At 49.8% G+C, this 25,192-nt stretch carries 21 protein-coding genes and 2 tRNA genes; all 23 read right to left on the bottom strand.

Annotation, left to right across the window (positions count from 1 at the left end):
- Positions 1–294 precede the first annotated feature (294 nt).
- Positions 295–1,785, bottom strand: coding sequence for a lysine--tRNA ligase (gene lysS, locus OKS35_RS15155; RefSeq protein WP_078145918.1), 1,491 nt, complete (start codon positions 1,783–1,785; stop codon positions 295–297).
- Positions 1,786–1,933: 148 nt separating this feature from the next.
- Positions 1,934–2,872, bottom strand: coding sequence for a tRNA dihydrouridine synthase DusB (dusB, locus tag OKS35_RS15150; protein ID WP_371328160.1), 939 nt, complete (start codon positions 2,870–2,872; stop codon positions 1,934–1,936).
- Between the two features lie 70 nt (positions 2,873–2,942).
- Entirely contained in the window at positions 2,943–3,440 is a 498-nt protein-coding gene (gene folK / locus OKS35_RS15145) for a 2-amino-4-hydroxy-6-hydroxymethyldihydropteridine diphosphokinase (RefSeq protein WP_078145920.1), read from the bottom strand.
- A complete protein-coding gene (gene folB / locus OKS35_RS15140) occupies positions 3,437–3,802 on the bottom strand; it encodes a dihydroneopterin aldolase (RefSeq protein WP_078145921.1) in 366 nt (121 codons plus the stop codon). The genes folK and folB overlap by 4 nt, the downstream gene beginning before the upstream one ends.
- Positions 3,795–4,580: a dihydropteroate synthase gene (gene folP / locus OKS35_RS15135; RefSeq protein WP_214758724.1), complete on the bottom strand. Its 786-nt coding sequence runs from the start codon at positions 4,578–4,580 to the stop codon at positions 3,795–3,797. The genes folB and folP overlap by 8 nt, the downstream gene beginning before the upstream one ends.
- Before the next feature lie 11 nt (positions 4,581–4,591).
- Positions 4,592–5,410: an aminotransferase class IV gene (locus OKS35_RS15130; RefSeq protein ID WP_264093416.1), complete on the bottom strand. Its 819-nt coding sequence runs from the start codon at positions 5,408–5,410 to the stop codon at positions 4,592–4,594.
- Entirely contained in the window at positions 5,394–5,978 is a 585-nt protein-coding gene (pabA, locus tag OKS35_RS15125) for an aminodeoxychorismate/anthranilate synthase component II (protein WP_078145924.1), read from the bottom strand. The genes OKS35_RS15130 and pabA overlap by 17 nt, the downstream gene beginning before the upstream one ends.
- A complete protein-coding gene (locus tag OKS35_RS15120; RefSeq protein ID WP_078145925.1) occupies positions 5,975–7,354 on the bottom strand; it encodes an anthranilate synthase component I family protein in 1,380 nt (459 codons plus the stop codon). Before OKS35_RS15120 ends, pabA begins: the two co-directional genes overlap by 4 nt.
- Before the next feature lie 94 nt (positions 7,355–7,448).
- On the bottom strand, positions 7,449–8,402 hold the full coding sequence (gene cysK, locus OKS35_RS15115) for a cysteine synthase A (protein WP_264093414.1): 954 nt from the start codon (positions 8,400–8,402) through the stop codon (positions 7,449–7,451).
- A gap of 84 nt (positions 8,403–8,486) precedes the next feature.
- Positions 8,487–9,416, bottom strand: coding sequence for an Hsp33 family molecular chaperone HslO (gene hslO / locus OKS35_RS15110; RefSeq protein WP_012727718.1), 930 nt, complete (start codon positions 9,414–9,416; stop codon positions 8,487–8,489).
- A gap of 19 nt (positions 9,417–9,435) precedes the next feature.
- Positions 9,436–10,200, bottom strand: a complete 765-nt coding sequence (locus OKS35_RS15105; protein ID WP_251307020.1) for a type III pantothenate kinase — start codon at positions 10,198–10,200, stop codon at positions 9,436–9,438.
- 93 nt (positions 10,201–10,293) lie between these two features.
- Positions 10,294–12,318, bottom strand: coding sequence for an ATP-dependent zinc metalloprotease FtsH (ftsH, locus tag OKS35_RS15100; RefSeq protein WP_264093413.1), 2,025 nt, complete (start codon positions 12,316–12,318; stop codon positions 10,294–10,296).
- A 105-nt stretch (positions 12,319–12,423) separates the two neighbouring features.
- Entirely contained in the window at positions 12,424–12,963 is a 540-nt protein-coding gene (gene hpt / locus OKS35_RS15095) for a hypoxanthine phosphoribosyltransferase (protein ID WP_214689640.1), read from the bottom strand.
- Between the two features lie 41 nt (positions 12,964–13,004).
- Positions 13,005–14,231, bottom strand: coding sequence for a tRNA lysidine(34) synthetase TilS (gene tilS / locus OKS35_RS15090; protein WP_214758720.1), 1,227 nt, complete (start codon positions 14,229–14,231; stop codon positions 13,005–13,007).
- 68 nt (positions 14,232–14,299) lie between these two features.
- Positions 14,300–14,371, bottom strand: a tRNA-Glu gene (locus OKS35_RS15085).
- Between the two features lie 9 nt (positions 14,372–14,380).
- A tRNA-Met gene (locus OKS35_RS15080) sits at positions 14,381–14,457 on the bottom strand.
- Positions 14,458–14,598: 141 nt separating this feature from the next.
- Positions 14,599–17,211 carry a YhgE/Pip domain-containing protein gene (locus tag OKS35_RS15075; RefSeq protein ID WP_264093411.1) on the bottom strand — a complete coding sequence of 871 codons (2,613 nt, stop codon included), beginning with the start codon at positions 17,209–17,211 and terminating at the stop codon, positions 14,599–14,601.
- 203 nt (positions 17,212–17,414) lie between these two features.
- Positions 17,415–17,930, bottom strand: coding sequence for a S1 domain-containing RNA-binding protein (locus OKS35_RS15070; RefSeq protein WP_264093410.1), 516 nt, complete (start codon positions 17,928–17,930; stop codon positions 17,415–17,417).
- Between the two features lie 74 nt (positions 17,931–18,004).
- Positions 18,005–18,379 carry an FtsB family cell division protein gene (locus tag OKS35_RS15065; protein ID WP_012727725.1) on the bottom strand — a complete coding sequence of 125 codons (375 nt, stop codon included), beginning with the start codon at positions 18,377–18,379 and terminating at the stop codon, positions 18,005–18,007.
- A gap of 42 nt (positions 18,380–18,421) precedes the next feature.
- Entirely contained in the window at positions 18,422–18,694 is a 273-nt protein-coding gene (locus OKS35_RS15060; protein WP_012727726.1) for an RNA-binding S4 domain-containing protein, read from the bottom strand.
- Positions 18,691–20,106, bottom strand: a complete 1,416-nt coding sequence (gene mazG / locus OKS35_RS15055) for a nucleoside triphosphate pyrophosphohydrolase (RefSeq protein ID WP_264093409.1) — start codon at positions 20,104–20,106, stop codon at positions 18,691–18,693. Before mazG ends, OKS35_RS15060 begins: the two co-directional genes overlap by 4 nt.
- A 1-nt stretch (position 20,107) precedes the next feature.
- The gene (locus OKS35_RS15050) at positions 20,108–21,655 is read right to left on the bottom strand and encodes a polysaccharide biosynthesis protein (protein WP_264093408.1); all 1,548 of its coding nucleotides are present in this window, start codon (positions 21,653–21,655) and stop codon (positions 20,108–20,110) included.
- Positions 21,639–25,166, bottom strand: coding sequence for a transcription-repair coupling factor (gene mfd / locus OKS35_RS15045; protein ID WP_264093407.1), 3,528 nt, complete (start codon positions 25,164–25,166; stop codon positions 21,639–21,641). Before mfd ends, OKS35_RS15050 begins: the two co-directional genes overlap by 17 nt.
- Positions 25,167–25,192: the final 26 nt, after the last annotated feature.

The raw sequence follows: 25,192 nt of genomic DNA, 5'->3' as shown, positions 1-25,192 counted from the left end.
GCCTCATCGTTCAGTTTTCAAAGTTCGTCTGCCGCTCTTGGCGACTCTTAAAATAATACAAGTCATCGACACAGTTGTCAACCACTTTTTTATTTCTTTTCCGCTGCCATCAGCGGCAACGTTTATTACTTTACCGTACACCTCTCATTAACGCAAGGGGTTTTGTAAAAGTTTTTTTAAAAAAGTTTTATATCTTTAGTATCCCTTCTGTTTAACGGCATACCTATGCGTTTCGAGGCTATCAAAAATAAAGAAGCCGAATCATACTCACGTATGATCCGACCACTTAATTGATTATTGTTGATGACGCATCGTTGGGAAAAGAAGAACGTCACGGATTGAAGGCGCGTTCGTCAATAACATGACGAGACGGTCAATCCCGATTCCAAGCCCACCCGTTGGCGGCATACCATATTCAAGCGCTTCAAGGAAATCGTTATCGAGTTCGTGCGCCTCATCGTTCCCCGCTTCTTTTTCAAGCAACTGTGCTTCAAAGCGTTCACGTTGATCGATTGGGTCATTCAACTCCGTGAAGGCATTCGCATGTTCACGACGAACAATGAATAGCTCGAAACGATCCGTGAAGCGTGGATCTGTTTCATTCTTCTTCGCCAATGGTGATACTTCAACCGGATGTCCTGTGACAAATGTCGGTTGAAGCAATGTTTCTTCTACTTTCTGCTCGAAGAATTCATTCACGATATGACCAAACGTCATATGATCTTGTACTTCTACACCGTGTTCTTTTGCGAGAGCACGTGCTTCTTCATCGGACATTTGTTGCCAGAAATCGACACCTGTCTCTTCTTTAACAAGGTCGACCATATGTGCACGTTTCCAACCGATGCCAAGATGAATTGTATCTTCACCATACTGCACATCTGTTGAACCGAGTACTTCTTTCGCTACGTGCGCAACCAATTCTTCCGTCAAATCCATGATGTCGTTGTAATCTGCATAGGCTTCATACAATTCGATCATCGTGAATTCAGGGTTGTGACGTGTAGAGATCCCTTCGTTACGGAATACACGTCCGATTTCGTACACGCGCTCGAGTCCACCAACGATCAAGCGTTTCAAGTGAAGTTCGATGGCAATACGCATATAAAGTTCCATATCCAACGCATTATGATGCGTTAAGAACGGACGCGCCGCTGCTCCACCCGCGATTGTGTGTAACATCGGTGTTTCCACTTCTAAATATCCTTTTTGATTTAAGAAGTTGCGAATCTCCGAAATGATGCGGCTACGCAAAATGAATGTCTGACGCGAGTCCTGGTTTGTAATCAAATCAAGATAGCGTTGGCGATAGCGCTGTTCCACGTCTTTTAATCCATGGTATTTGTCCGGAAGCGGGCGAAGCGCCTTCGTCAATAATTCAAACTCTTCCACGTGAATCGAAAGCTCACCAACGTTCGTTTTAAAGAGCTTCCCTTTCACACCGACGATGTCACCGAGGTCTGAAGACTTGAATAAGTCAAACGGCTCATCCCCGACATCGTTTTTGCGAACGTAAATTTGAATTTGACCTGTCACATCTTGAATGTGGGCAAAGAAAACCTTCCCTTTTCCACGTTTCGTCATGATGCGTCCAGCCAATGTGACTTCTACATCTTGTTCAGCCAAAGCCTCTTTTTCAATTGATTCATACTGCTCATGTAATTCACCTGCGTGTGCAGAACGATCAAAGCGGTGACCGAACGGGTCGAGACCGCGCTCACGCATATCGGTCATCTTCTCAAAACGAACCTGCATTTGATCATTCATTTCTAACTCGTGGCTCACTATTCCATTCACTCCTCTATCCATATTGGGTTTCTCTCTAACAAAAAACTGTCGACCCGATGGCCAACAGCACAGCCGAAGCCGTTCATTCGTTGTGGTGCACTTTTTCGCCAAACAAGCTTACCATAAATTAGTTCTTTTCACTAGTTCACACTTCTGACAGTTGTCGTTCGAGTTGGTCCACAAATCCATAAAGGACCGCCGCGAACGCTTCGCGCGATTCCGTTTCGTTGATTTGTTTGCGAATCGGACCACTGCCTTTCAACCCTTTCAAATACCAGGCCGCGTGTTGACGCATTTCGCGTACGGCTGTCAGCTCACCTTTGATTGCACTCAACCGGTCGAGATGAAGCATGCAGATGTCGATTTTCTCACGCGCCTCTGGTTCCGGCGGGAGCTCCCCTGTTTCAAGGTACTGGACCGTTTGATAGAGCATCCACGGATTCCCAAGTGCCGCACGTCCAATCATGACGGCATCCACGCCATATTGGTCAATGACACGCTTCGCGTCTTGTGGTGTGGCAATGTCCCCGTTCCCTATAATCGGTACGGTCGCGACTTTCTTCGCCTCGCCAATCCAGTCCCAATTCGCGGTTCCTTCATATTGTTGGGCACGCGTACGTCCATGAATGGCAATGGCTGCCGCTCCACCTGTCTGAGCCGCCTTCACATTGTCCAAAATAAAGATGTGATCATCGTCCCAACCAAGGCGCATTTTCACCGTGACCGGTTTTTCGACGACATTCGTGACGGCATTCACCATCTCATATACTTTATCCGGGTCGAGTAACCACTTCGCCCCTGCGTCACACTTCGTCACTTTCGGTACGGGACAACCCATGTTGATATCAATGATATCCGCGTTGGTGTTTTGGTCGACGTACTGCGCCGCTCTGACGAGTGTATCTTTCGAACCGCCGAAGATTTGTAAACTGAGCGGTTTCTCTCGTTCATCGACGTATAGCATGCGCATCGTCCGAGCGTTCTCGAGCAAGATTCCTTTATCGCTAACCATTTCGGCACAGACGAGTCCCGCTCCGAACTCTTTTGCAATCAAACGGAAAGCGGGATTGGTCACGCCGGCCATCGGCGCGAGGACTGCACGGTTTTTAATCTCTATGTTTCCAATCTTAAAGCCTGTCAAGACAACACATCCTTCATTTCACCAAATTCGTAAGCAACTGTAACCGGACAACATCTTGGCGGTCCGTCATTGATAACCCTTCAAGCCAAGAGGCGACCGTCCGTCCTCGAACGACGAGTTCTGGCGCGATCTCCGCTAACGGGGCAAGAACAAATGCACGTTCCTGCATGCGCGGATGCGGAACCGTTAAGTGTTCTGATTGTATATCTTCCCCATTATAAAAGAGGATGTCAAGGTCGATGGTACGCGGTCCGTTCTTAAATAGACGTTCCCGTCCTAATCGTTGTTCGATCTGTTGAAGCGTTTTGAGCAGTTCGTCCGAGGATTGGCGACTCTCGACTTCGACCACCATATTAAAAAACGAAGGTTGCTCTGTATATCCGACAGGAGCCGTCTCATAGACCGACGACTGTTTCGTGACGTGGAGACCTGCTCGCTCCATCTCATCGATTGCCGCAGACAATTGCGCGGCCCGCTCCCCGATGTTCGCGCCTAATGCAATATAAATCATAACGTCCGTCCCCTTGTCATCTCGATTGCCACTGAGTCATAGTGTCCCGGGATGGGTGGGTCCGGTTTAATGACTTTAACCGTCACACGTTGAATCAACTCATTATGCGCCAACACGGCTGTCGTGATGCGTTCTCCGAGTGTTTCCAGCAAATTGACCGGTTCTCCCGTCACAACATCTTCCGTCAATTGATACAAGCCGGCATAGCTGACCCCATTGTTCAAGTCATCCGAACGTCCCGCAGGCGCGAGATCTAGTTCACACATTAAATCCACGTGAAACCGTTGACCGAGACGGTTTTCTTCTTCAAACACCCCATGATACCCGTAAAAACGCATCCCGTTCACAAATATTTTATCCATGTCCGTTCCCCCCAATCATCGCATCCATCATCTTCGCAGCACGGGCGTTTGCTTTGACGTCGTGCACGCGCACCCAGTCGCACCCTTTCATGATGCCAAGACACGTCGTCGCAATCGTTCCTTCGAGCCGTTCCTCTGTCGGTAAATCGAGCGTAAGCCCGATAAACGACTTACGCGACGTGCCGAGCAGAACCGGATACCCAAGACGTGTGATCACGTCGAGATGATTCATGAGTTCAAGGTTTTGCGCCACGTCTTTCGCAAATCCGATGCCCGGATCTAACCAAATGTGCTCATCCCTTACGCCTGCCGCATGTGCAATCTCAATTGATTCCTGTAGATCGCTAACCACATCTTCAATGAAATGATGGTAGTCCCGGTCTGTTCGGTTGTGCATGAGAATGATGGGAACCCCACATTCGAAAGCGACACGTGCCATCGAGCGGTCTCCCCATTTCGAACCCCATACGTCATTGATGATCGTCGCACCGGCCTCGATTGCCGCTCTCGCCACCATCGGCTTATACGTATCAATCGAAATCGGGACATCGATTTCGTTTTTTAGTCGACGGATGATTGGGACGACACGTTCAATCTCTTCTTCCTCGGAAACAAGTACTGCGCCCGGCCTTGTCGATTCTCCACCGATATCAATCGCATCGGCACCTTCTTGTACGAGTTGTTTCGCATGTCGTACAGCTTCCTCGATTGCCGTATACCGTCCCCCATCCGAAAACGAGTCCGGGGTCACGTTTAAAATACCCATGATTTTCGTCATGTTTCCGCCTCCTAACCAAGTGAGCGAACGAGTTTCGCCCACACTTTGTTAAATCGTACCCCGTCTTTACCGGGGTATCTCAGATTTCCATAATGCGTCACCGGAGCGACTTGTTGGATTGAATTCGTCATCCAAATCTCTTTCGCTGCAGTCAATTCTTCAAATGTCACGGGTTGTTCGACTACAGAGAAATGGTCCATCACCCATTGTCGCGTCACACCTGCGAGTGCTCCGCTCGAGAGCGGAGTCGTGTATAACCTATCATCTGGACCGACCCAAAAAATGTTCGACACGAGCCCTTCCACTACACATCCATGCTCGTCCGCAAATAGTCCTTCAGCACTCTGGTCTTGTAAGGTCCGTTTCCCAAGGATATTGTTCATGTAATGATGCGATTTTAAGCGAAAAGCTGCTTCAGGACGACTTCTCGGAAACGGGATCGGTTCGACTCGCTTTTCCTGTGGTACGACTTCTGAGGAGAGCGGTTTGACGATCAACGTGACGTTCGGTGTCTCATAACGCCCCGCATAGAGACCAAGTGGTGCAACCCCCGCCGACACGTTCAAGCGGATATAGAGGTCGGGTGCATCATTTTGACGGCACAGTTGCTGAATCGCCGTCCCGATTTCTTCTTTCGTAAACGGGAAGTCTATCCACAGCTCATCGAGACTCTTTATCAAGCGCTCCCAGTGGGCATCGAACAGGAAAGGGACGAATTCATATGTACGGAACGTCTCGAACAAGCCCATTCCATACAAGAAACCGTGATCTTCAACCGGGATCAACACCTTCTCACGCTCGACTAACTCTCCGTTATGCCAATACCACATGACGATACTCCTCGATAAAGTTTCGAATCATTTCCTTCCCATGCTCAGTCAAAATCGCTTCAGGGTGATATTGCACCCCTTCGATCGGAAGCGTTCGGTGACGGAGTGCCATGATTTCTCCAGTCTCCGTCTCTGCAGTGACCATTAGACACTCTGGTAACGACGAACGCTCCACGGCCAACGAATGGTAACGGGTCACAATCGTCTGTTGTGGAATCTCCTTGAAAATCGATTTACCGTCATGTTGAATCTTCGACGTTTTTCCATGCATGAGCCGCTCCGCATGGACGACTTCTCCGCCGAACGCTTGCGCAATCGCCTGATGTCCGAGGCAAACCCCTAAAATCGGGATACGACCTGCGAACGCTCGGATTGCCTCGATGCTAATTCCCGCCTCATTCGGAGTGCAAGGTCCCGGCGAAATGACAAGATAACTCGGGGCAAGCGCCTCAATCTCTTGAATCGTGACTTCATCGTTTCGATACACGACCAGTTCTTGACCGAGTTCACCGAAATATTGCACCAAGTTATACGTAAATGAGTCATAGTTGTCGATCAATACAATCATGTCGTTTCCTCCGTCATGTGTTTCGCCGCCCATAGCGCCTTCGCTTTGGACAGGGATTCTTCATATTCCGAGACCGGATCCGAATCAATCACGATACCTGCTCCCGCTTGAACGTATGCGATTCCGTCTTTCACGACCATCGTTCGAATCGTGATATTGAAGACAAGGTCGTCATTCCAACTTAACCATCCATATGAACCGGTGTAGAGTCCCCGGCGAACTGGTTCGAGTTCTTCGATGATTTCCATCGTTCGAATTTTCGGGGCGCCGGTGATGGTGCCGCCTGGGAACATCGCTGCCAGCGCTTCGGCTCCTGATACTTCATCCCGAATCGTACCCCGTACGTTCGAGACGATATGTTGTACGTGTGAGTATTTCTCAATCACCATCAATTCATCAACATGAACGCTGCCATATGCCGCCACCTTGCCAAGGTCGTTCCGTTCGAGGTCGACGAGCATGACGTGTTCTGCTCGCTCTTTCTCGTTTTCAAGCAACGTGTTCGCCAACTCTAGGTCCTCCACATCATCTTTGCCACGTGGACGCGTACCCGCGATCGGGCGCGTCGAAATGTCGGTTCCATGTTTTTCAAGCAACAACTCTGGTGAAGCGGAGACCATCGTCAAAGCGTCGTCCACGAAATAGCCCATATAAGGAGATGGATTCATTTGTCGCAACGTATCATATACACGACGCGGGTCAGCGAGAAGCGGTTCAGACTGCCGAACGCTCAAGTTCACTTGGAACACGTCCCCTTCTACGATATAGGACTGAATCCGTTTGACCGCTTCAACAAACTCTTCCTGGGACATGGAGCGCGATCGCTCTACCGATGACTGCCCTGTCGGCTTGAACGCGTAATGCGACTCGACGTTCCACATGGCCGCCAATCGGTCCGCCTTACGTTCTGCACCTTCCTTCGCCGTCACCATCAAGTACAGAGTCGAATCCACTTCATCGAACACCGCCACCTCATCAAACAGAAGAAACGAGACGTCTGGTGTCGACAAATCATCCTCCGCTTGCTCAGGGAGACGTTCAATCGTCCGGGCCACATCATAACTGACATACCCGATCATGCCACCAAAGAAAGGAGGAGCCCCTTCCGGACGCTCGGCCTCAAATCGCTTCCGCACCTCACTGACGAGCTCAAGCGGCTTTCCGTATAGCGTTTCGGTCGTATCGCCCACTTGCAAGAGTCCGACACCGTCTTTTACATGAAAGCGACCGAACGGCTCGATTCCCGCAATCGTATACCGTCCCGCTCTCCCACTCTCTAACCATGCATGATACGGTTGATCCGCTGTCAACGTCATGTAGGCCTCATACATCTTCTCTTTCGTCATCCGCTTTGTTCTGAACGCAGTCGATCTCACATGTCATTCCTCCGTCTATTCATTCATGCCTTTTATTGTACACAAGAAAAGGCAGCAATCGAAAGAGAATGTCTCTCGATTACTGCCTGAAATGTTATACGCGACTCTCGTTTGACTCTTCATCAAACTGATAGAGCGGTGTGCTCAAGTAACGTTCACCGTTTGACGGGATAATCGCCAATACGTTTTTCCCTTTACCAAGACGTTTCGCTGTATCAAGCGCTGCCGCAATGGCAGCTCCTGAAGAGATACCACCGAGGACACCGTTCGTACGTGCCGCCTGACGAGCGTATTCGAACGCTTGCTCTGTCGTGATTTGAAGAACCCCTTCATAAATCTCCGTGTCGAGGATTGATGGAACGAATCCAGCCCCAATCCCTTGAATCTTATGAGGTCCCGGCTTCCCGCCTGATAAGACAGGTGAATCGACCGGTTCAACGGCGAGAATTTTTACGTCCGGGTACTTCGCCTTCACGACTTTACCTGCGCCAGTAATGGTACCGCCTGTCCCGACTCCGGCAATCAAAGCGTCGACTGAAAGTCCTGATTCTTCAAATGCCTCCACAATCTCAGGTCCCGTCGTCATTTCATGAACGTTCGGGTTGGCTGCGTTATTGAATTGTTGCGGGAGGAAGTAGCCATGTTTCTCGGCTTCTTCAGTAGCGCGACGAATCGCCCCACCCATCCCTTCAGGTCCTGGTGTCAAAATCAATTCGGCCCCGTATCCACGAAGGAGGTTTCGGCGTTCCATGCTCATCGTTTCAGGCATAACGAGAATGGCTTTATATCCTTTTGCGGCACTGACCATCGCGAGCCCGATGCCCGTGTTTCCGCTTGTTGGCTCGATGATTGTATCACCTGGCTTCAAGATACCGTCTTTTTCGGCCGCTTCGATCATGGCGAGGGCGATCCGGTCTTTGACGCTTGATCCCGGGTTCATATATTCGAGCTTCAGATACACGTTGGCATCCTCTGGTCTAGTCATTCCGTTCAATTTCACAATCGGAGTCTTTCCAATCAAGTCTGTTACTGAGTTTACGATACGCATTGCATTTCCTCCTTCATAATTCCGACTATTCCGATATTGTTATCATACCCTATCGAATTGAAAATATGCAATTTGGAACGTTGCTTACGCCTGCGCCTGAACTTTCATCGTCTCTAACTGTTCCGCTGAGAAATGATACTTTTCGCCACAGAAATGACATACGGCTTCGGCTCCACCATCTTCTTCAATCATCTGACGAATCTCTTCTTTTCCGAGACCGATAATGGCACTTTCCATTCGTTCACGGCTGCATGTGCAGTTGAACTGGATCGGGTTCGTGTCGAGGACATCAAGGCTATCGCCAAGGAGTAATTGAAGCATTTCTTCTGGCGTTTTCTCTTCCCCGATCAAAACAGATACGGGTGGGAACGTCTGAAGTGCTTTTTCGAGCGCTTGTACCGTCTCTTCAGAAGCGTTCGGGAGCAGCTGGACGATGATTCCGCCTGCCGCAAGAATCGATTCATCTTCCGGTAAGACGAGGACACCCGCTCCGACGACTGACGGCACTTGCTCAGATGTCGCGAAATAGTACGTGAAGTCTTCACTGATTTCGCCCGTTTGAATCTCTGAAGAACCACCGACATAGTCTTTCAAGCCTAAGTCTTTAATGACAGAGATGGTCCCTTTCCCGACGGCTTCGCCGACTTTCAATTTCGTCATTCCTTGTTCGTTGACGAATGTGCCGCCATCGACACGCGGGTATGACACATATCCACGAACATCTCCTGCTGTATCTGCGTCCACGATGATTTTCCCGATTGGACCATCACCTTCTACTTTAAGCGTGACACGCGCTGCACCTTTTTGCATCGCTCCAATCATCGAACCGATTGTCATCGTCCGTCCGAGGGCAGCTGAAGCAACCGGTGTCGTTTGATGACGAAGTTGCGTCTCATATACCGTTTTTGTCGTGCGTGCGGCAAAGGCACGAACCTCTCCGTTAAAACCGAGGGCACGAACGAGATAGTCATCCTTCATCTGGTCAAGTAATGCTTGTTGTTCTGTATGAATCATATGATTTAACTCCTTTAGTTTACTTTTGATTGCGCTCGTAAATGAGACGGAGGCCTTCGAGTGTCAGGAACGAATCCACATGGTCGATCGTCTCTGCATGTTCACTGATCAATCGCGCCAGCCCTCCCGTTGCAATGACAGTCGCTTCACCGACTTCTCGCTTCATCCGGTTCACGATACCGTCCACTTGGGCCACATATCCATAGTATGTTCCCGATTGCATCGCTTGAATCGTGTTCTTCCCAATGACTGTCGCCGGAGTCGCCAATTCAATCCGAGGTAGTTTCGCGGCACGCTGATAGAGTGCCTCCACTGAGATCATGATACCTGGTGAGATGATTCCGCCATGGTAACGACGTTTCTCATCGATGTAACAATACGTGGTTGCCGTTCCAAAATCAACAATTATGAGCGGACCGTCATACTTGGCGATTCCAGCCACCGCGTTAACGATTCGGTCGGCCCCGACTTCGCGAGGGTTCTCGACGTGAATGTCCAACCCTGTCTTCACACCTGGTCCCACAACGATTGGACGTACATTGAAGTATCGTTGCGACATTTGTTCAAGTGGGAAAATAACAGGAGGTACGACAGAGGATAAGATCACTCCCTCGACCTGGTCGAACGAGACGTTCGAATGATCGAATAGCGATTTCACCAGCATGCCGTACTCGTCGGTCGTTTTTGTACGATCCGTTGAGATGCGCCAATGGTGTACGAGATGATCTCCATCGTACATCCCGAGAACAATATTTGTATTTCCAACATCAATCACTAAAATCATGATATAGTTCCTCACTTTGTTGTCAATTGCAGTTCGCTCGAATTATAACACGAAAAAAGACGAATGCCTCGTCAAGGGCATTCGTCTTTTTCATTAACGTGATTCGTTATTCGGACGTTCTGTCGGTGTCGCTTCTGGCTTATCGCCTTCAGGTACGACATCCCGCTGACTGTCTTGGACAACTTCAGGTTGATCGACGACTTGACCGTGTTGAACGGCTGCATCATCTTTCTTCGCTGCGTCATCCGCATCCGTCGATCCATCCACGTCCTCTTCCGGCTCATGCGGGAGATATTCTCGTGTCTTGATCAAATGACGAATCTGTTTCGAGTCAAGCGTCTCGACATCAAGCAACGTCTTCGCAACGAGTTCGAGATCTTCGCGACGATCTGTCAAAATCTGCTTCGCTTTCGCGTAACAGCGATTGATGATGTCTCGAATCTCCAAATCGATTTCTTGCGCAATCGCATCCGAGTAGTTCTGCTCTGTCTGGAAATCACGACCAAGGAAGACTTGTCCGCCATGGTTTGAACCGAGCTGGAGCGGTCCGAGTTTATCGCTCATCCCGTAATCCATGACCATCTTACGTGCGATACCAGTTGCACGTTGGAAGTCATTGCTCGCTCCAGTCGACACTTCTCCAAAGATGACATCTTCGGCGACGCGACCACCAAGAAGACCGACAATCTTGTCTTCGAGTTCAGGTTTTGTCATGAAGTAACGATCTTCTTTCGGAAGCATGACGACATATCCGCCCGCGTTTCCGCGTGGAACGATCGTCACTTTGTGTACTTCATCCGCATTCTCAAGCTCGAGACCGATGATTGTGTGACCTGCTTCGTGATATGCAACAATGTTGCGCTCTTTTTCAGAGATGATGCGGCTCTTCTTCGAAGGACCTGCGATGACGCGGTCAATCGCTTCTTCCACATCGACAACTGAAACGGCTGTACGGTTCGAACGTGCCGCAACGAGTGCCGCTTCGTTCAAGAGGTTCTCCAAGTCTGCCCCAGAGAAACCAGGCGTACGTTGTGCGATCGACTTCAAGTCCACCGTCGAATCGAGTGGCTTGTTGCGCGCATGGACTTTCAATACTTCTTCGCGCCCTTTAACATCCGGACGATCGACCGTAATCTGACGGTCAAAACGACCTGGACGAAGGAGGGCCGGGTCAAGGATATCTGGACGGTTTGTCGCCGCAACCATGATGATCCCTTCGTTATCACTAAATCCATCCATCTCAACAAGAAGTTGGTTCAATGTTTGTTCACGCTCATCGTGTCCACCACCGAGACCGGCACCACGCTGGCGACCGACGGCATCAATTTCATCGATGAAGATGATACATGGCGCATTCTTTTTCGCGTTTTCGAACAAGTCACGAACACGTGACGCCCCGACCCCGACAAACATCTCAACGAAGTCCGAACCTGAGATCGAGAAGAACGGAACACCGGCTTCACCGGCTACCGCACGAGCCAAGAGTGTTTTACCTGTCCCTGGAGGACCTACGAGTAAGACCCCTTTTGGAATACGTGCGCCGAGTTTCGAGAATTTACGAGGATCTTTCAAGAATTCAACGACTTCGATGAGTTCTTGCTTCTCTTCGTCCGCCCCAGCCACATCTTTGAATGTGACGCGACGTTTCTCTTGGTCGTATAGTTTCGCCTTCGATTTCCCGAAGTTCATCACACGACCACCACCGCCACCACCTTGCGCTTGGTTCAACAAGAAGAAGAACAAGATGAAGATGATAATGAACGGTAAAATCGCGAAGACGATGCTGAACCAGCTACTGTTGGATTCAGCCTCCTCGATTTGAATATCCGTATTCGCTCGAAGCTGCGTTAATACATCCGCATATTCCGCTTCGTTCGCTGGAATGTTTGTTTCATAACGTTGGTCTTCATCTCCTGTAAGATCGCCTGTAATCGAGATAGCCCCCGGGATTTCTTGTACGGTTGCCGTCTCAATCCGATCATCTTCCACATACTCTAAGAATTTCGAATACGAGAGCGTTTCACTCTGACTATTCGGATTCTGCAAATATTGAAGGAACAAGATCAAGGCTAGGAAAATCACACCAAAAACCAATGTGTTTTTCACTGCACGATTCATTCTTTGCCTCCTATTCCGAGAAACGATGTTCTCGCCCATTCAGTATATGCCTATACTTTGGGGATTTCCTTTATCTTACCACGTCACATTTTCAAAAGAAAAACGTTAGCCCCCGTAAACGCTCGGTTTGAGCACACCGACATAAGGAAGGTTACGATATTTCTCTTCGTAATCAAGACCGTAGCCGACAACGAATTCGTGTGGAATCACGAAACCGCTATAGTCTGCTGATAAACCATTTTTACGGCCAGTCGGCTTATCGAGAAGCGTGACAATCTTCACAGACTTCGCTTTACGGTATTTAAGAAGATCGACGAGGTAACCAAGCGTCAATCCACTATCAATAATATCTTCTACAATCAAGATGTCGCGTCCTTCTACAGATGTATTTAAATCTTTCTCGATTTTCACTTCACCTGTCGAAGAAGTTCCTCCATGATATGTCGACACGTCCATGAAATCCATCTCTAAATGGATGTCCATTTCTTTGACGAGGTCCGACATGAATGGCATCGCGCCTTTCAATACACATACGAGAAGCGGGAACTCTTCTTTATAGTCTTCGCTCAATGTTCCAGCGAGTTCTTTCACCTTTTCTTGAATCTCTTCACGTGAGATTAAAATTTTCTCCATATCGTTCATCAATGACATCTTGAAATCCTCCTCTTTCTGTTTCGACACAATCATCATTTTACCATTAATCGTGGGCAAATCGCATCCGACTTGTCTAGAAATTCTGAAACTCTTACCCCGACAATCGCGAGAATCCGCCCCGAGGCGTCCTCAAGCAACGGGAGAGTCGGTCGAATGGTTCGCTCAACCTTTTCATCGATTAGGATGCGGGACACTTTTTTTGTCCCCACGTTCAACTTCATCCGGTCCCCCGGAGCGAGCGAACGAATCGTCAACGGGCAAGTGATTTCATTTAGTGGAATACCTTCTCGCCCTTCTTCGATGGACAGCGAAACCGTGCGCTTTCCAAATTGAACGACAGCCGGCAACGACTCGACCTGAATGGGATGAAGTGACGCTTCTGCTGAACGTTGTACAAGATTAAGTACCCTATTCTGCTTCATCATGAACCACTCACCCGACAGGTGGTAGGTCCCGGTATCCTTTTGACTTGTCCTTAGCTTCTCAAGCGCCTCATTGACCTCTACCCCATAGCGACGGGATAGCAAGCGAGCGACCGTATACCGTTCAAGCGAGGATAAGCGATTGAATTCATCAAGTTTCACATGAAACGCTTTCATTCCAAGCTCTACGTTTGCTTCAATCCATTGCTCACATGATTGGTAACGCCTGTCCCATTCAGCGTATACCTGTTTCGCCGTATCGTATACATCGTCAACGACTGTCGGCCACACTTGTTTCAGCCTCGGAATGATTTCGTGACGGATCCGGTTCCGTAAATAGGTCACTTCCTGATTGGTGGCATCTTCCCTCCAGGCAAGTTCGTTCTTCCTAGCGTACTCGATGAGTTGCGCCTTTGTTTCTTTTAATAAAGGACGGATCAACGTCCCACGTCCGAACACTCTTCTCTCGGGAATTCCTTTCACTTCGATCACGTTTCGGTGAAGTTGAATGAGCACCGTCTCCAATACATCATCCGCATGATGAGCCGTGGCCAGTGTATCATATCCATGTTCATTCATGACGTCTTCAAAAAAGTGATAACGGGCTTTACGGTAATGAGCCTGTGACGCTCCTTCTTGAAAATGGAGGTGCGTCCCATGAAACGCGACTTGATAGGATGCCGCTACGTGCGCGACGAACGTGTACTCTTCATCTGATGCTTCTCGTAAGCCATGATGGACGTGCGCTACCCCCACATCCCATCCTTGCTTGACGAGACGGTCCAACAAGACAATGGAATCGACTCCACCGGACACAGCGACGAGTACCTTTTTCATGAATTCCCTCCTTGATATAACAAAAGAAGCCATCTCGATTGAGATGGCTTCTTTACGCTTAGGTTAAGTGACCCGTACGGGATTCGAACCCGTGTTACCGCCGTGAAAGGGCGGTGTCTTAACCGCTTGACCAACGGGCCTAAATAAAATGGTAGCGGCGGAGGGAGTCGAACCCACGACCTCACGGGTATGAACCGTACGCTCTAGCCAGCTGAGCTACACCGCCATGTTATTGTTGTGTCCTAAGCACATTTTCTATAATAACCAGTCACCATTCGAGTGTCAATTCTTTTTTTATATTTTTTAAGAAAAAAATCGTGCATAGTGTCGTCTTAACCACTATACACGATTTTGTACCGTTTTTACATCATGCTTCTGATGCGACTTGACGATATTTTTTCTTCCATGCAATGCGGAAGTATGCCCATAGTAAGGCAAAGCATCCGGCAGCCACAAATACTAAATAGGTTGTCGCCGTCTGCAAGTACTGCGCACCGTCTGCCGATAAAATTTCTTTATATCCGGCAACCGTATATGTCATTGGAAGCAGTGCATTGAACGGTTGCAATGCTCTTGGAATCAATTCAAGCGGGAACGTCCCGGCTGACGTCGTCAATTGTAAAATCAACAAGACGATTGCCGCGAAACGTCCAGGGTTTCCGAGTGTTGTCACGAGCAACTGTACGATAAAGAGGAACGTGATGCTCGTCAACCAGCTGAAACCGAAGAATTTCAATGGTTCGCTCACTTCAAGACCGAGCAGTTGCACCATCGCCACATCGAGAATCAAGGCTTGCAGGAATCCGACGACCATGAGGACACCAGATTTCGACAATACCCACGAAAGACTACGTTTCGGACGTCCTGCTGGATCGTATAACGGATAAACGATCGAGAGAAGGAGTGCTCCAACGAAAAGTCCGAGTGACATGAAGTATGGAGCGAATCCAGTACCGTAGTTAGGCACCTCGTGAATCGAGTTGTCGACGAGCGACACTGGACCGGCCATCATCTCGACGTTGTCATCCGTTAAACCGATGTCTGCGTCTTTCGCACCTTTCACTAAGGCGTCACGAAGTTCATCGCTACCTGATGCGAGCTCCTTCATGCCGTCAGCGAGTTCACCGCTACCGTCTGAAAGTTCTTCTCCACCATTCGCGAGCTGATTCGCGCCATCCGTCAGCTTGCTCGTTCCGGCTCCGGCACTCTTCGCGCCTTCGGCCAGTTCACGACTTCCTGACTGCAGCTTTTGACCACCATCCGCTAACTGATTCGCACCATTCACCAATTCACTTGTACCGGTGCTTGCGCTCTTCGCTCCATCCGCAAGCTTTTCGCTACCTTCAGACAACTGTCCGGTCGCGTCTACAAGCTTGTCACTTCCAGCGGCGAGTTCAGTTGTCCCATCTTGAAGTTGTGTCGCGCCTTGATTGAGCTTCGCACTCGCTGACACAAGTTCTTGGGAACGATCGGCCGCCGTTTGCGTACCTTGCTCGATTTGACTTGAACCACTTGCCAACGCGTTCGCACCTTCGGCTAATTTCGTTTGACCGGCACTCAAGTCAGAAAGTCCAGTCGACAGTTTGTTTGCACCTGTACCTGCCTGATCAAGACCTGCACCAAGTGCGACCTGTCCTTCTTTCACTTTTGCAGCACCAGCGGATAGTTGATCAAACCCGGCCGCCGTCTCTTGCTTCCCTTCGCTCAGTTGTGCAGCGATGGCTTGAAGCATTTCAGGTGATGCCGATTGACCCGACTCAGCGAGTGCTGTCAATTGTCCAATCAACTCATCTTGTTTCGCAGTCAATTCAGACTTCATTTGTCCGATCCCATTGACCACGTCTGTTTGACCCGCGACAAGTGCCGCGTTTCCTTCCTTCGCCTGAGTCAACGCTCCTGTGAGTTTTGTGGCACCATCCTGTAATGCAGATGCCCCCTCTTTTGAGCGCTCGATTCCGGCAGCAAGGTCTTGAACACCTTGGTTCAACGTCTTCGCACCTGTGTGTAGTTCATCTAGTTTCGATGCGAACGCCCCTGTTCCGTCAACGAGTTGGCTCGTTCCGCCTTGTAAGGCAGAAGCGCCCTCACTGACACGATGGACCCCGTCCGCAAGTGAGGCTGAGCCCTCGTACACTTGTTGACTGCCATCCGCGAGTGCAGATGAGCCATCAGCCAATTGCGAAACACCATCACGTAATTGACTTGCTCCATTCGCGAGCTCCCGTTGTTTCGAAGCGAGAAGCTTCGTCCCATCCGCGAGTTCAGATGAACCATCGGCCAACTGAGTCATCCCATCGTTTAATTGGCTTGCTCCATCCGCGAGCTCACGTTGTTTCGAAGCGAGAAGCTTCGTCCCGTCCGCCAACTTGACGGCACCGTCTTTTGCTGACGTTGAGCCGTCCGCAAGTGTCGCTGCACCATCTGCGGCTTCACCAAGTCCGTCTGCCACATCATTCAATCCGTCTTTCAACGCACTGACATACTGTTTCGAGACTTCGGTCGACAGTTCCGCTTTGACTTGTTCCATCGCGGAACCACCGATTTGTGCGGCTAAGAAGTTATACGATTCATTTGCGATATACTTCAGTTCGAGTTGCTCCGGATGTTCATCTAAAGCAGTCGTCGCTTTTTCTGAAAAGTCTTTTGGAATCTCGATCGCCATGTAGTAGTCATGGTCTTTCAGTCCAGATTCCGCTTCTTTCTTCGTCGTTTCGACGAACTTGAACGCCTCCGAATCCAGCAGCTTATCAATGAGGTCATCTCCAATCGCAAGCGACTCTCCTTCAAACGTTGCCCCTTTGTCTTCATTGACGATGGCGACCGGCAAATCTTTCATCTGTCCATACGGATCCCAAAAAGCCCATAAGAACATACCGGCGTACATTAACGGTACGAGTGCGACTGCGAGAATCGGAATCAACACACGTGGGTTCTTAAGGATACTTCGCCACTCCGCCGTCCACAGTTTCCATCCATTCATTTTTTCTCTCCACCTTCACTTATAAAACATAACTATTTTTTCATGTTCCCTATTTTGCTCTCTTCCTCGAAAAAAAGCAACTCTTTTAGTTGTTTTTTATAAAATTTTTTAACAGAAAAAAAGCCATAAACAAAAATGTTCATGGCTCGTCTCATTACAAGACCTCTATGGTTACGAGTAGAAGCTAATTGGTATACGAAGGATTACCCGCGCTTGGCTCCGCGTCCACCGCGTTTTGAGTCTGTTTGACGTTTCAACGTCGAAAGACGCTCGTCGCTATCTTTCAAGAATTTACTCATCAATGTATCGAATGTTTCTGGTTCACGACGTTGCTCACGACGACCACCACCACGTGGGCCGCCGCCACCGCGTGGACCGCCACCACCGCGTGGACCACCTTGACCTGGGCCACCTGGACGTGGGCCACGAGAGAAACGCTCACCAGCTGGACGCTCAGGACGCTCAGGACGTTCGCTTACAGGACGGTCGACTGCTTTCTTGATGGACAACCCGATTTTCCCATCATTTTCGACGTTCAACACTTTTACCGTGACTTCTTGACCGACTGTCAACACTTCGTTAATGTCTTTGACGTAAGAGTCTGCCACTTCACTGATGTGTACTAATCCTGTCTTGCCATTCGGGAGCTCGACGAACGCTCCGAAATGCGTAATCCCTGTAACCTTACCTTGTACCTTGCTTCCTACTTCAATTGACATAAAATAATGTACTCCTTTTTTGATTGATTCTTTCTAATTATACGAGTCGTTTCCCTAACGGTCAACGAACCGACTTATTCCTCTGGGGAGAAGTAGAAAATAATCTCTCCATCTTTAGAGAAAAGCAGTTCGTTTCGCGCTAAGTTCGCGATATAATCCTCATCCTGCAACCGTTCCACTTGCTCTTTCAACTCATCCTGTTCGGCCTGCTGTTCACGTAACTCCACTTTCGCTTGTGCGTAGGCTTGTTGCTGGTCCGATACGTACCCCACTTTCGAGAAGTAACTCTGTCCAATCAACACCATGACAAATAAAAACAGGAGAGAGGCTGCCGCCAAACGACGTCGAAGATGAACTCGTCGGCGATGTGTATCTTTTTCTAGCTGTTCTCTACGCTCATCTAGCGCTCGAATACGTCGTTGTCGATCCATCGGATTACGTCCGTTCATCGCCTCATCCCCCTCCTCTTAATACATTAAGTATACTTTTTTTTATGAGTTGATACTACCGTCCATCTTCTCTTCTTTAAGTAAACGATACATTTCTTTCGCATCTTCTTTACGTGCATGTTCTGCGATTGAATCGATGACGACCGTGACGAGTTTGTTTCCGAAGCGAATTTGTAACTCATCTCCGACTTTGACTTCTGTACTCGCCTTCGCGACTTGCCCATTCAGTTGAATTCGTCCTTGGTCCGCCACTTCTTTTGCCAACGTGCGACGCTTGATTAGACGTGACACTTTTAAAAACTTATCTAGTCTCATAAACCTTTCTCCTTTGCCTCGTTCCAAAGCGCATCCATCTGTTCGAGTGTCATCTGGTGAAGGTCACCGTTCGCTTCCACATACTCGAATCGACGTTTGAACTTTCGGTTCGTCTGTTCTAATGCTTGCTCGGCATTCAGCCCAACGTATCGCGCGATGTTCACGATGGAGAACAATACGTCCCCAAGTTCCGATTCATCACTTAGGTCTTCATGCCATTCTTTTAACTCTTCTTCAAGTTTTTCGAAGGCACCGGATACGTCATCCCACTCAAATCCGACGTGAGCCGCTTTCTTTTGAAGTTGCTCCGCTCGCATCAATGAAGGTTGGTCGACGAGAACACCATCGAGTTGCGATTGTTTCTTTTCCCCTTTTTCCGTCTGTTTAATCGCATTCCAGTTTTTCACCACGTCAGAGGCATCTTCGACGGTGACATCGCCAAAGACGTGCGGATGGCGGCGCACCATCTTCTCACTGATAGAACCGATTACGTCACGAATATCGAAATAGCCCTCATCTTCTCCGATTTGAGCATGCAACATCACTTGGAGCAAGACGTCACCGAGTTCTTCGATGATGGCATCATCGTCTTCTGCATTGATCGCTTCAATCAACTCATACGCCTCTTCTAATAGATACTTGCGAAGTGACGTATGCGTCTGTTTACGATCCCACGGGCACCCGTCTGGTCCTCGAAGCGTTGCGATGATTTGTTTGAGTGTCGCAAAATCCTTCGCCAAATACGATTCATCCACGAGCGGCGGAACGTAGAGCGTCGTCAAGTTGTTCACTTCCGCCGTCCGGTCCATTTCGAGTAACGGAATGTGCTCAATCCGTTCTTGCGTCGTACCGGCAGCCGTCACAAGGGTGACGGGATGGTCGTCTGGATACCGTTCCATCAATTGCACTTTGACATCACCCGCCACGAATCCATCGTACACTTGCCCGATAAGCACATGTTGGGTCACCTGCAAACGTTCAAGGTCGAGTGCGGTCGCATCGAGCAGTTGAAATCCATTGATTGGGTCGATCCGGAGCGCCTGGAACATGGCATCGAGGAAACTTTGACCACCGAGTACATGAAGGTCGGCACCGCGTTCCACCAATAGTTCGACGGTCCGTTCCGCTACGAACGGATGGCCCGGTACGGCGTATGTGATCGCCATTTCTTCACTTTTACTCAATAACGTCTCGACAATCTGGTCGTATACTTCTTCAAACGTATCACTCGATTCATAGACCGAATCAAATGATTCGAACACGAGTCCTTCCGCTTCTAACTCTTGAACGACAGGGTGTTCTTTTGTGCGCAACCAGACGAGCGGTTGCTGCTTTAAATGGCGGTACACACCGAGCGGCAATTGATTCAACTCACCAGACCCGAGTCCGACCACCGTGATTGTATAACCCATATTAGTTCTCCTTTTTCTCGAGCACGTCGAGCAGACGACTTCCGAACGGGATCAGTTCCCATTCCGCAAGTGACAGCATTCGCGTACTCCATAATCTCCATATATAAAGGACGGCACCGCTACACACCATTCCGATTAACCAACCGAACGCAGTGATTCGCGAGTCGACCCACATCTGACCTAGCCAGTTTAACACGGCAATGAGGATCAGCATGGGTACGAGGGCTTTCCATAGCGACTTATAGTGTTTCGATCGAAATGACCCGAGCGGAATCGAGCGGTCAAGCGCCCGGAAATTATAGAACGCCATCGCTAAAAATCCAATGGATGTTCCGATTGCCGCGCCTTCAATTCCGTAACTCGGTACGAGCCATGCGTTTACCGCACTTTTCACTAACATTGCGACGACCATGCTGCGTGCCGCGACCCACTCTCGGTCAATCGCCTGCAAACATGTCATGCTCGCAATCGCCAAAGAGGCAGCGAACGTGCTCGTCGCTAAGAAGACAAGGGCTCGTGTCCCAGATTCATCTTCAAACAGGGCCACATTTAAGAAAAACATGACACCCATCAATCCGATAGTCGCTGCACCAGCAATCGCCGTCGTCACACGAATCATCGACCGGAGTCCCTGCGTCGTCTTTTGCAGATGACCTGCCCGATAATGACGGACGAGCGTCGGCACATTGGCCATCCCGATGGTCGTGGTGAACAGGATGGCGAATTGCACGAGCGGATACCCTCGATCAAACACTCCTTTGCTCACTTTCGCCTCATACGTTCCGCCCATCAAATTGACGATGGTGAAGGAGTCGACCAATTGCATCCATAAAATCCCGAGTGACGCGAATCCGACCGCGAAACCCGTCGTCAACAAGAGTTTCATCCCACTCCGAAACGTGACGCGTCGCACCCTCACAATTCGCACTCCTCGTGCGCGATAAACTAAAAAGACAATCGCCACAAGCCCACCGATGAGCGTCGCACCATACGCATATTGACTGAGCGTATAGGCATCTTTTCCGAGACGGACCCCAACCCATAAGAGGGACAGCATGACCGTCACGCGGACAAAGTTCTCGAGCACTTGCGACCATGCGCTCGGTCGTAAGTCGTCTCTCGATTGAAATGCGCCGCGCAACACGGCTGACGCCGGCATGAGTAAATAACTTAAACTGATCACACGTAGCGCAGGAGCTAACTGCTCATCTCCGAGCCACCTTGCCAGAGTCGGGGCAAACAGCCATACCGTGATGACGAGCATGGACGAGAGTAGAAGTAAGGCGTAAAAGCTTCCCCATAAGACTTCTAACTTACGATTCGTCCCTTTCGCACCGACGCCGATTTTCGCAATGACGACCGGCATCGCATAAATGCCGAGTGACGCCACGATGGCCGCGAACGGATAGACGGTTTGATAGGCATAAAGCCCGAAGTCCCCCGCCAAGTTTTGATAGGGGACACGATAGGCGAAGCTGATCAGTTTCGATACGTAACCGGCAAGGGCGAACAGAACGACGCCTTGCGCAAACTTACTTGGCGACCGCATCGCCTACCAACCGCTTCATCAGTTCTTCTAATACAGTATCGGCATCATTCAAGAGCTCTGTTAGTGGCATCCGACCGCTGAGCGACAGTTTCAAGGCGCCGTCTTCTTGCCCTACCCCAAGCTTGCGACCAAGAGGCATCGACCATTCCATGAAGGACGGGACATCCAGAGCCGCCGTCGATTCTTTTGATAAGACAATCTCGATGCGTCCTGGCGTCTGCTTGATTCGACTCACTTTTGCCAGTTCTCCATAAATACGTAGACGTGTCAATTGAATGAGCAGCGCGACCGGTTCCGGGAATTCACCAAACCGTTCAATCAGTTCATCTTGAAGGGCGAACAACGCGCTCGGCGTATCTACATATTTGAAGCGTTTGTACATCTCAATCTTCAATTCGCTATCTGACAAGTAGTCATCAGGGATATACGCATCGGCCTGGAACGTGATCTCCGGTTTGAAGACGACTTGTTTCGCTTGTCCACGCATACGGTCTTTCCGTTCTTCAATGGCTTCAGAGAGCATTTGTGAGTACAGGTCAAAACCGACCGAATCGATGAATCCAGACTGTTGTGCACCGAGTAAGTTCCCGGCTCCGCGAATCGACAAGTCACGCATCGCAATCTTAAATCCACTGCCGAGCTCCGTGAACTCTTTGATGGCCTGAAGACGACTTTCTGCCACTTCCGTCAAGCGCTTGTCTTTCCGATACGTGAAGTACGCATAGGCGATTCGATTCGAACGTCCGACACGACCTCGGAGTTGGTAGAGCTGGGACAGCCCCATCTTGTCCGCATCGTGGACGATGAGGGTGTTGACGTTTGGAATGTCGATTCCTGTCTCGATGATTGTCGTCGAGACTAAAATATCCGCCTCGCCCTCTAGGAAGCTGATCAACTGACTCTCGAGCTCACTTTCCGTCATGCGTCCATGTGCCGTTGCAATTCGTGCATCGGGCAATAAGGCCCGAATCTCTTCCGCTTTTCGTTCGATTCCTTCGACGCGGTTATAGAGGAAGAACGCCTGTCCTCCGCGAGCGAGTTCACGTTCGAGCGCTTCACGCAAGACGATGCCGTCATATTCCATGACGTATGTTTGGACAGGATAACGATTCTCTGGCGGTGTCTCTAATACGGACAAATCACGGATTCCGATCATCGACATATGCAATGTCCGTGGAATCGGAGTCGCCGTCAACGTGAGGACGTCGATGTTCGTCTTCAGCTGCTTCAGACGCTCTTTATGTTTGACGCCGAAGCGTTGTTCTTCATCGATGATCACGAGACCGAGGTTGGCGAACGTCACGTCTTTTGACAACACGCGGTGTGTCCCGACGACGATGTCGATGGTACCTTCTTTCAACCCTTTCTTCGTCGCGGTCATCTCGCTCTTCGAACGGAAACGACTCATGACCGATACGTTGATCGGGAATTCGCTGAACCGCTCGAGCATCGTTTCATAATGCTGTTGGGCGAGGACGGTCGTCGGAACAAGAAATGCCACTTGTTTACCGGCGAGCACGGCTTTGAACGCAGCCCGAATCGCCACTTCCGTCTTCCCGTATCCGACATCTCCACATAAAAGGCGATCCATCGGACGGGAGCGTTCCATATCCGCCTTGATTTCTGCGATTGAACGCACCTGATCTTCTGTCTCGGCGTACGGGAAAGAAGATTCGAACTGACCCATCTCTTCATCGTCCGGCGGGAACGCGAAACCGACCGAGGCCTCTCGTGCTGCGTACAATTTAATGAGCTCATCGGCAATATCTTCAACCGATTTGGCAACTTTCGATTTTACTTTCTTCCACTCGGTGCCGCCGAGTTTATAAATCTTCGGCTCTTTGCCTTCGGCCCCGACATATTTTTGGACGAGATCGATTTGGTCGACCGGCACGTAGAGGGCGTCATCCCCTGCATAGACGAGGTGCAGGTAATCCTGATGGATCCCACCGACCTCGATTGTTTTAATACCAAGGTATTTCCCGATTCCGTGGTGTACATGGACGACATAATCATTCGGCTTCAGCTCTTGGTAACTCTTGATTCGTTCGGCATTCGTCAAATTCTTCGTCTGACGTTTTCGTTTCGTCACACGCTTGAACAACTCTTCTTCCGATATGACAACGAGACGGCTCGTCGACAGTTCGAATCCCCCTTCGATTTGACCGATGATGACCGAGACACGTCTCGGTTCTAACTCTCCATCGACATTGGTGAAGGTCGAGGCGATTCCATAGTCGGAAAGAAGCGCTTCAATCTTATCTGCACGCGACTTATCTCCCGCAAGTACGACGATTCGTTGATCACCTTGCTGCCATCGCTCGACTTCCTGTTTCAATAGATGCATCTGACCATGGAACGCCGGTAGCGGACGACAGCTCAAATGGACCGTATCGCTCTCCGGAATACCCGAACGACGAGACGGAAGCAAGGAGAACGCGACTTGCTTCAAGTCGCGGAAGACTTTATGCATCGGGACGGCGAGCGTGTAATTACTGACGGCTTCTCCTTTTTCAATGAGTGAAGAGAACCATTCCGCCTCTTCGCGGTCCTGTACGTCGGCAGCGTCATCGATTCGTGCCACCTCATCTAAAATGAGGACGGCGTCTTTCCCAACGTAGTCAAGGAGCGTGGACGTATAGAGCAATGGCGAATACTTCCCAACTTTCTCCGGGAGGTCTCCACGCTCAAGCCGCTCGATGTCTGTCACGACTCCTTCTTCAAGGGCTTGACGGATGACTTCACTTCCAATCAATTCGACGGTTCGGTCGTACTGTTTCCGAAGCGCACCGCCCGCCTGCTTCAGCTGATTCTCCGTTGCGATGAACTCGGTCGCAGGAGTAATGCACACTTCCCCCACTACACCAAGCGAGCGTTGCGTTTCCGCGTCAAACGTGAAAATGGAGTCAATCTCGGTGTCGAACAAATCGATTCGATATGGGCGCGCTTCCGTAAGAGGATAAACGTCTAGAATACTCCCTCGTACGGAAAATTCACCAGGTGTGGTCACCGTTGCCGTTCGTTCGTAGCCCATGCCCGTCAATTGTTTCGCGAAATCCGCTAAATCGAGGTCACTTCCCGGCTTCAACATAACGCGACTATCTTGCCACGCTTCCGGACTCGGTACATAGCGTCGTAATCCACCAAGCGGCACGACAACAACGCCTCCTGTTTGGTCGAGGAGACGAGTACGGGCATCGATTCGGGCAGCTAGCAGTTCCGGACTAGACGTCAGTGACAGTTCACCTGCTAGCGTCTCATCGATTGGATATAAGAGCGTTTTGTCCGGACCGATGAGTGATTCAAGTTGATCGAACATCTTTTGGGCTTGATACATGTTATGCGTCACGACAACGAGACGTCTCGATGACGATTTCACGAGTCCCGCCAAGACGAGGGCTTTCGCGCTTGTCGTCAACCCCGTCACCAATTGACGGTCTACTTTTTGGAGTCGCTCTCGAATCACATTCGTTTCAGGGAGCGCCACCATAAATCTCTCTAAAGCATTCATTTGTTTTCCTCCAACTCATACGACAA

Source organism: Exiguobacterium sp. N5, from assembly GCF_025842465.1.
Lineage (GTDB): Bacteria > Bacillota > Bacilli > Exiguobacteriales > Exiguobacteriaceae > Exiguobacterium > Exiguobacterium profundum.
This window is presented reverse-complemented; position numbering and strand designations above follow the sequence as displayed.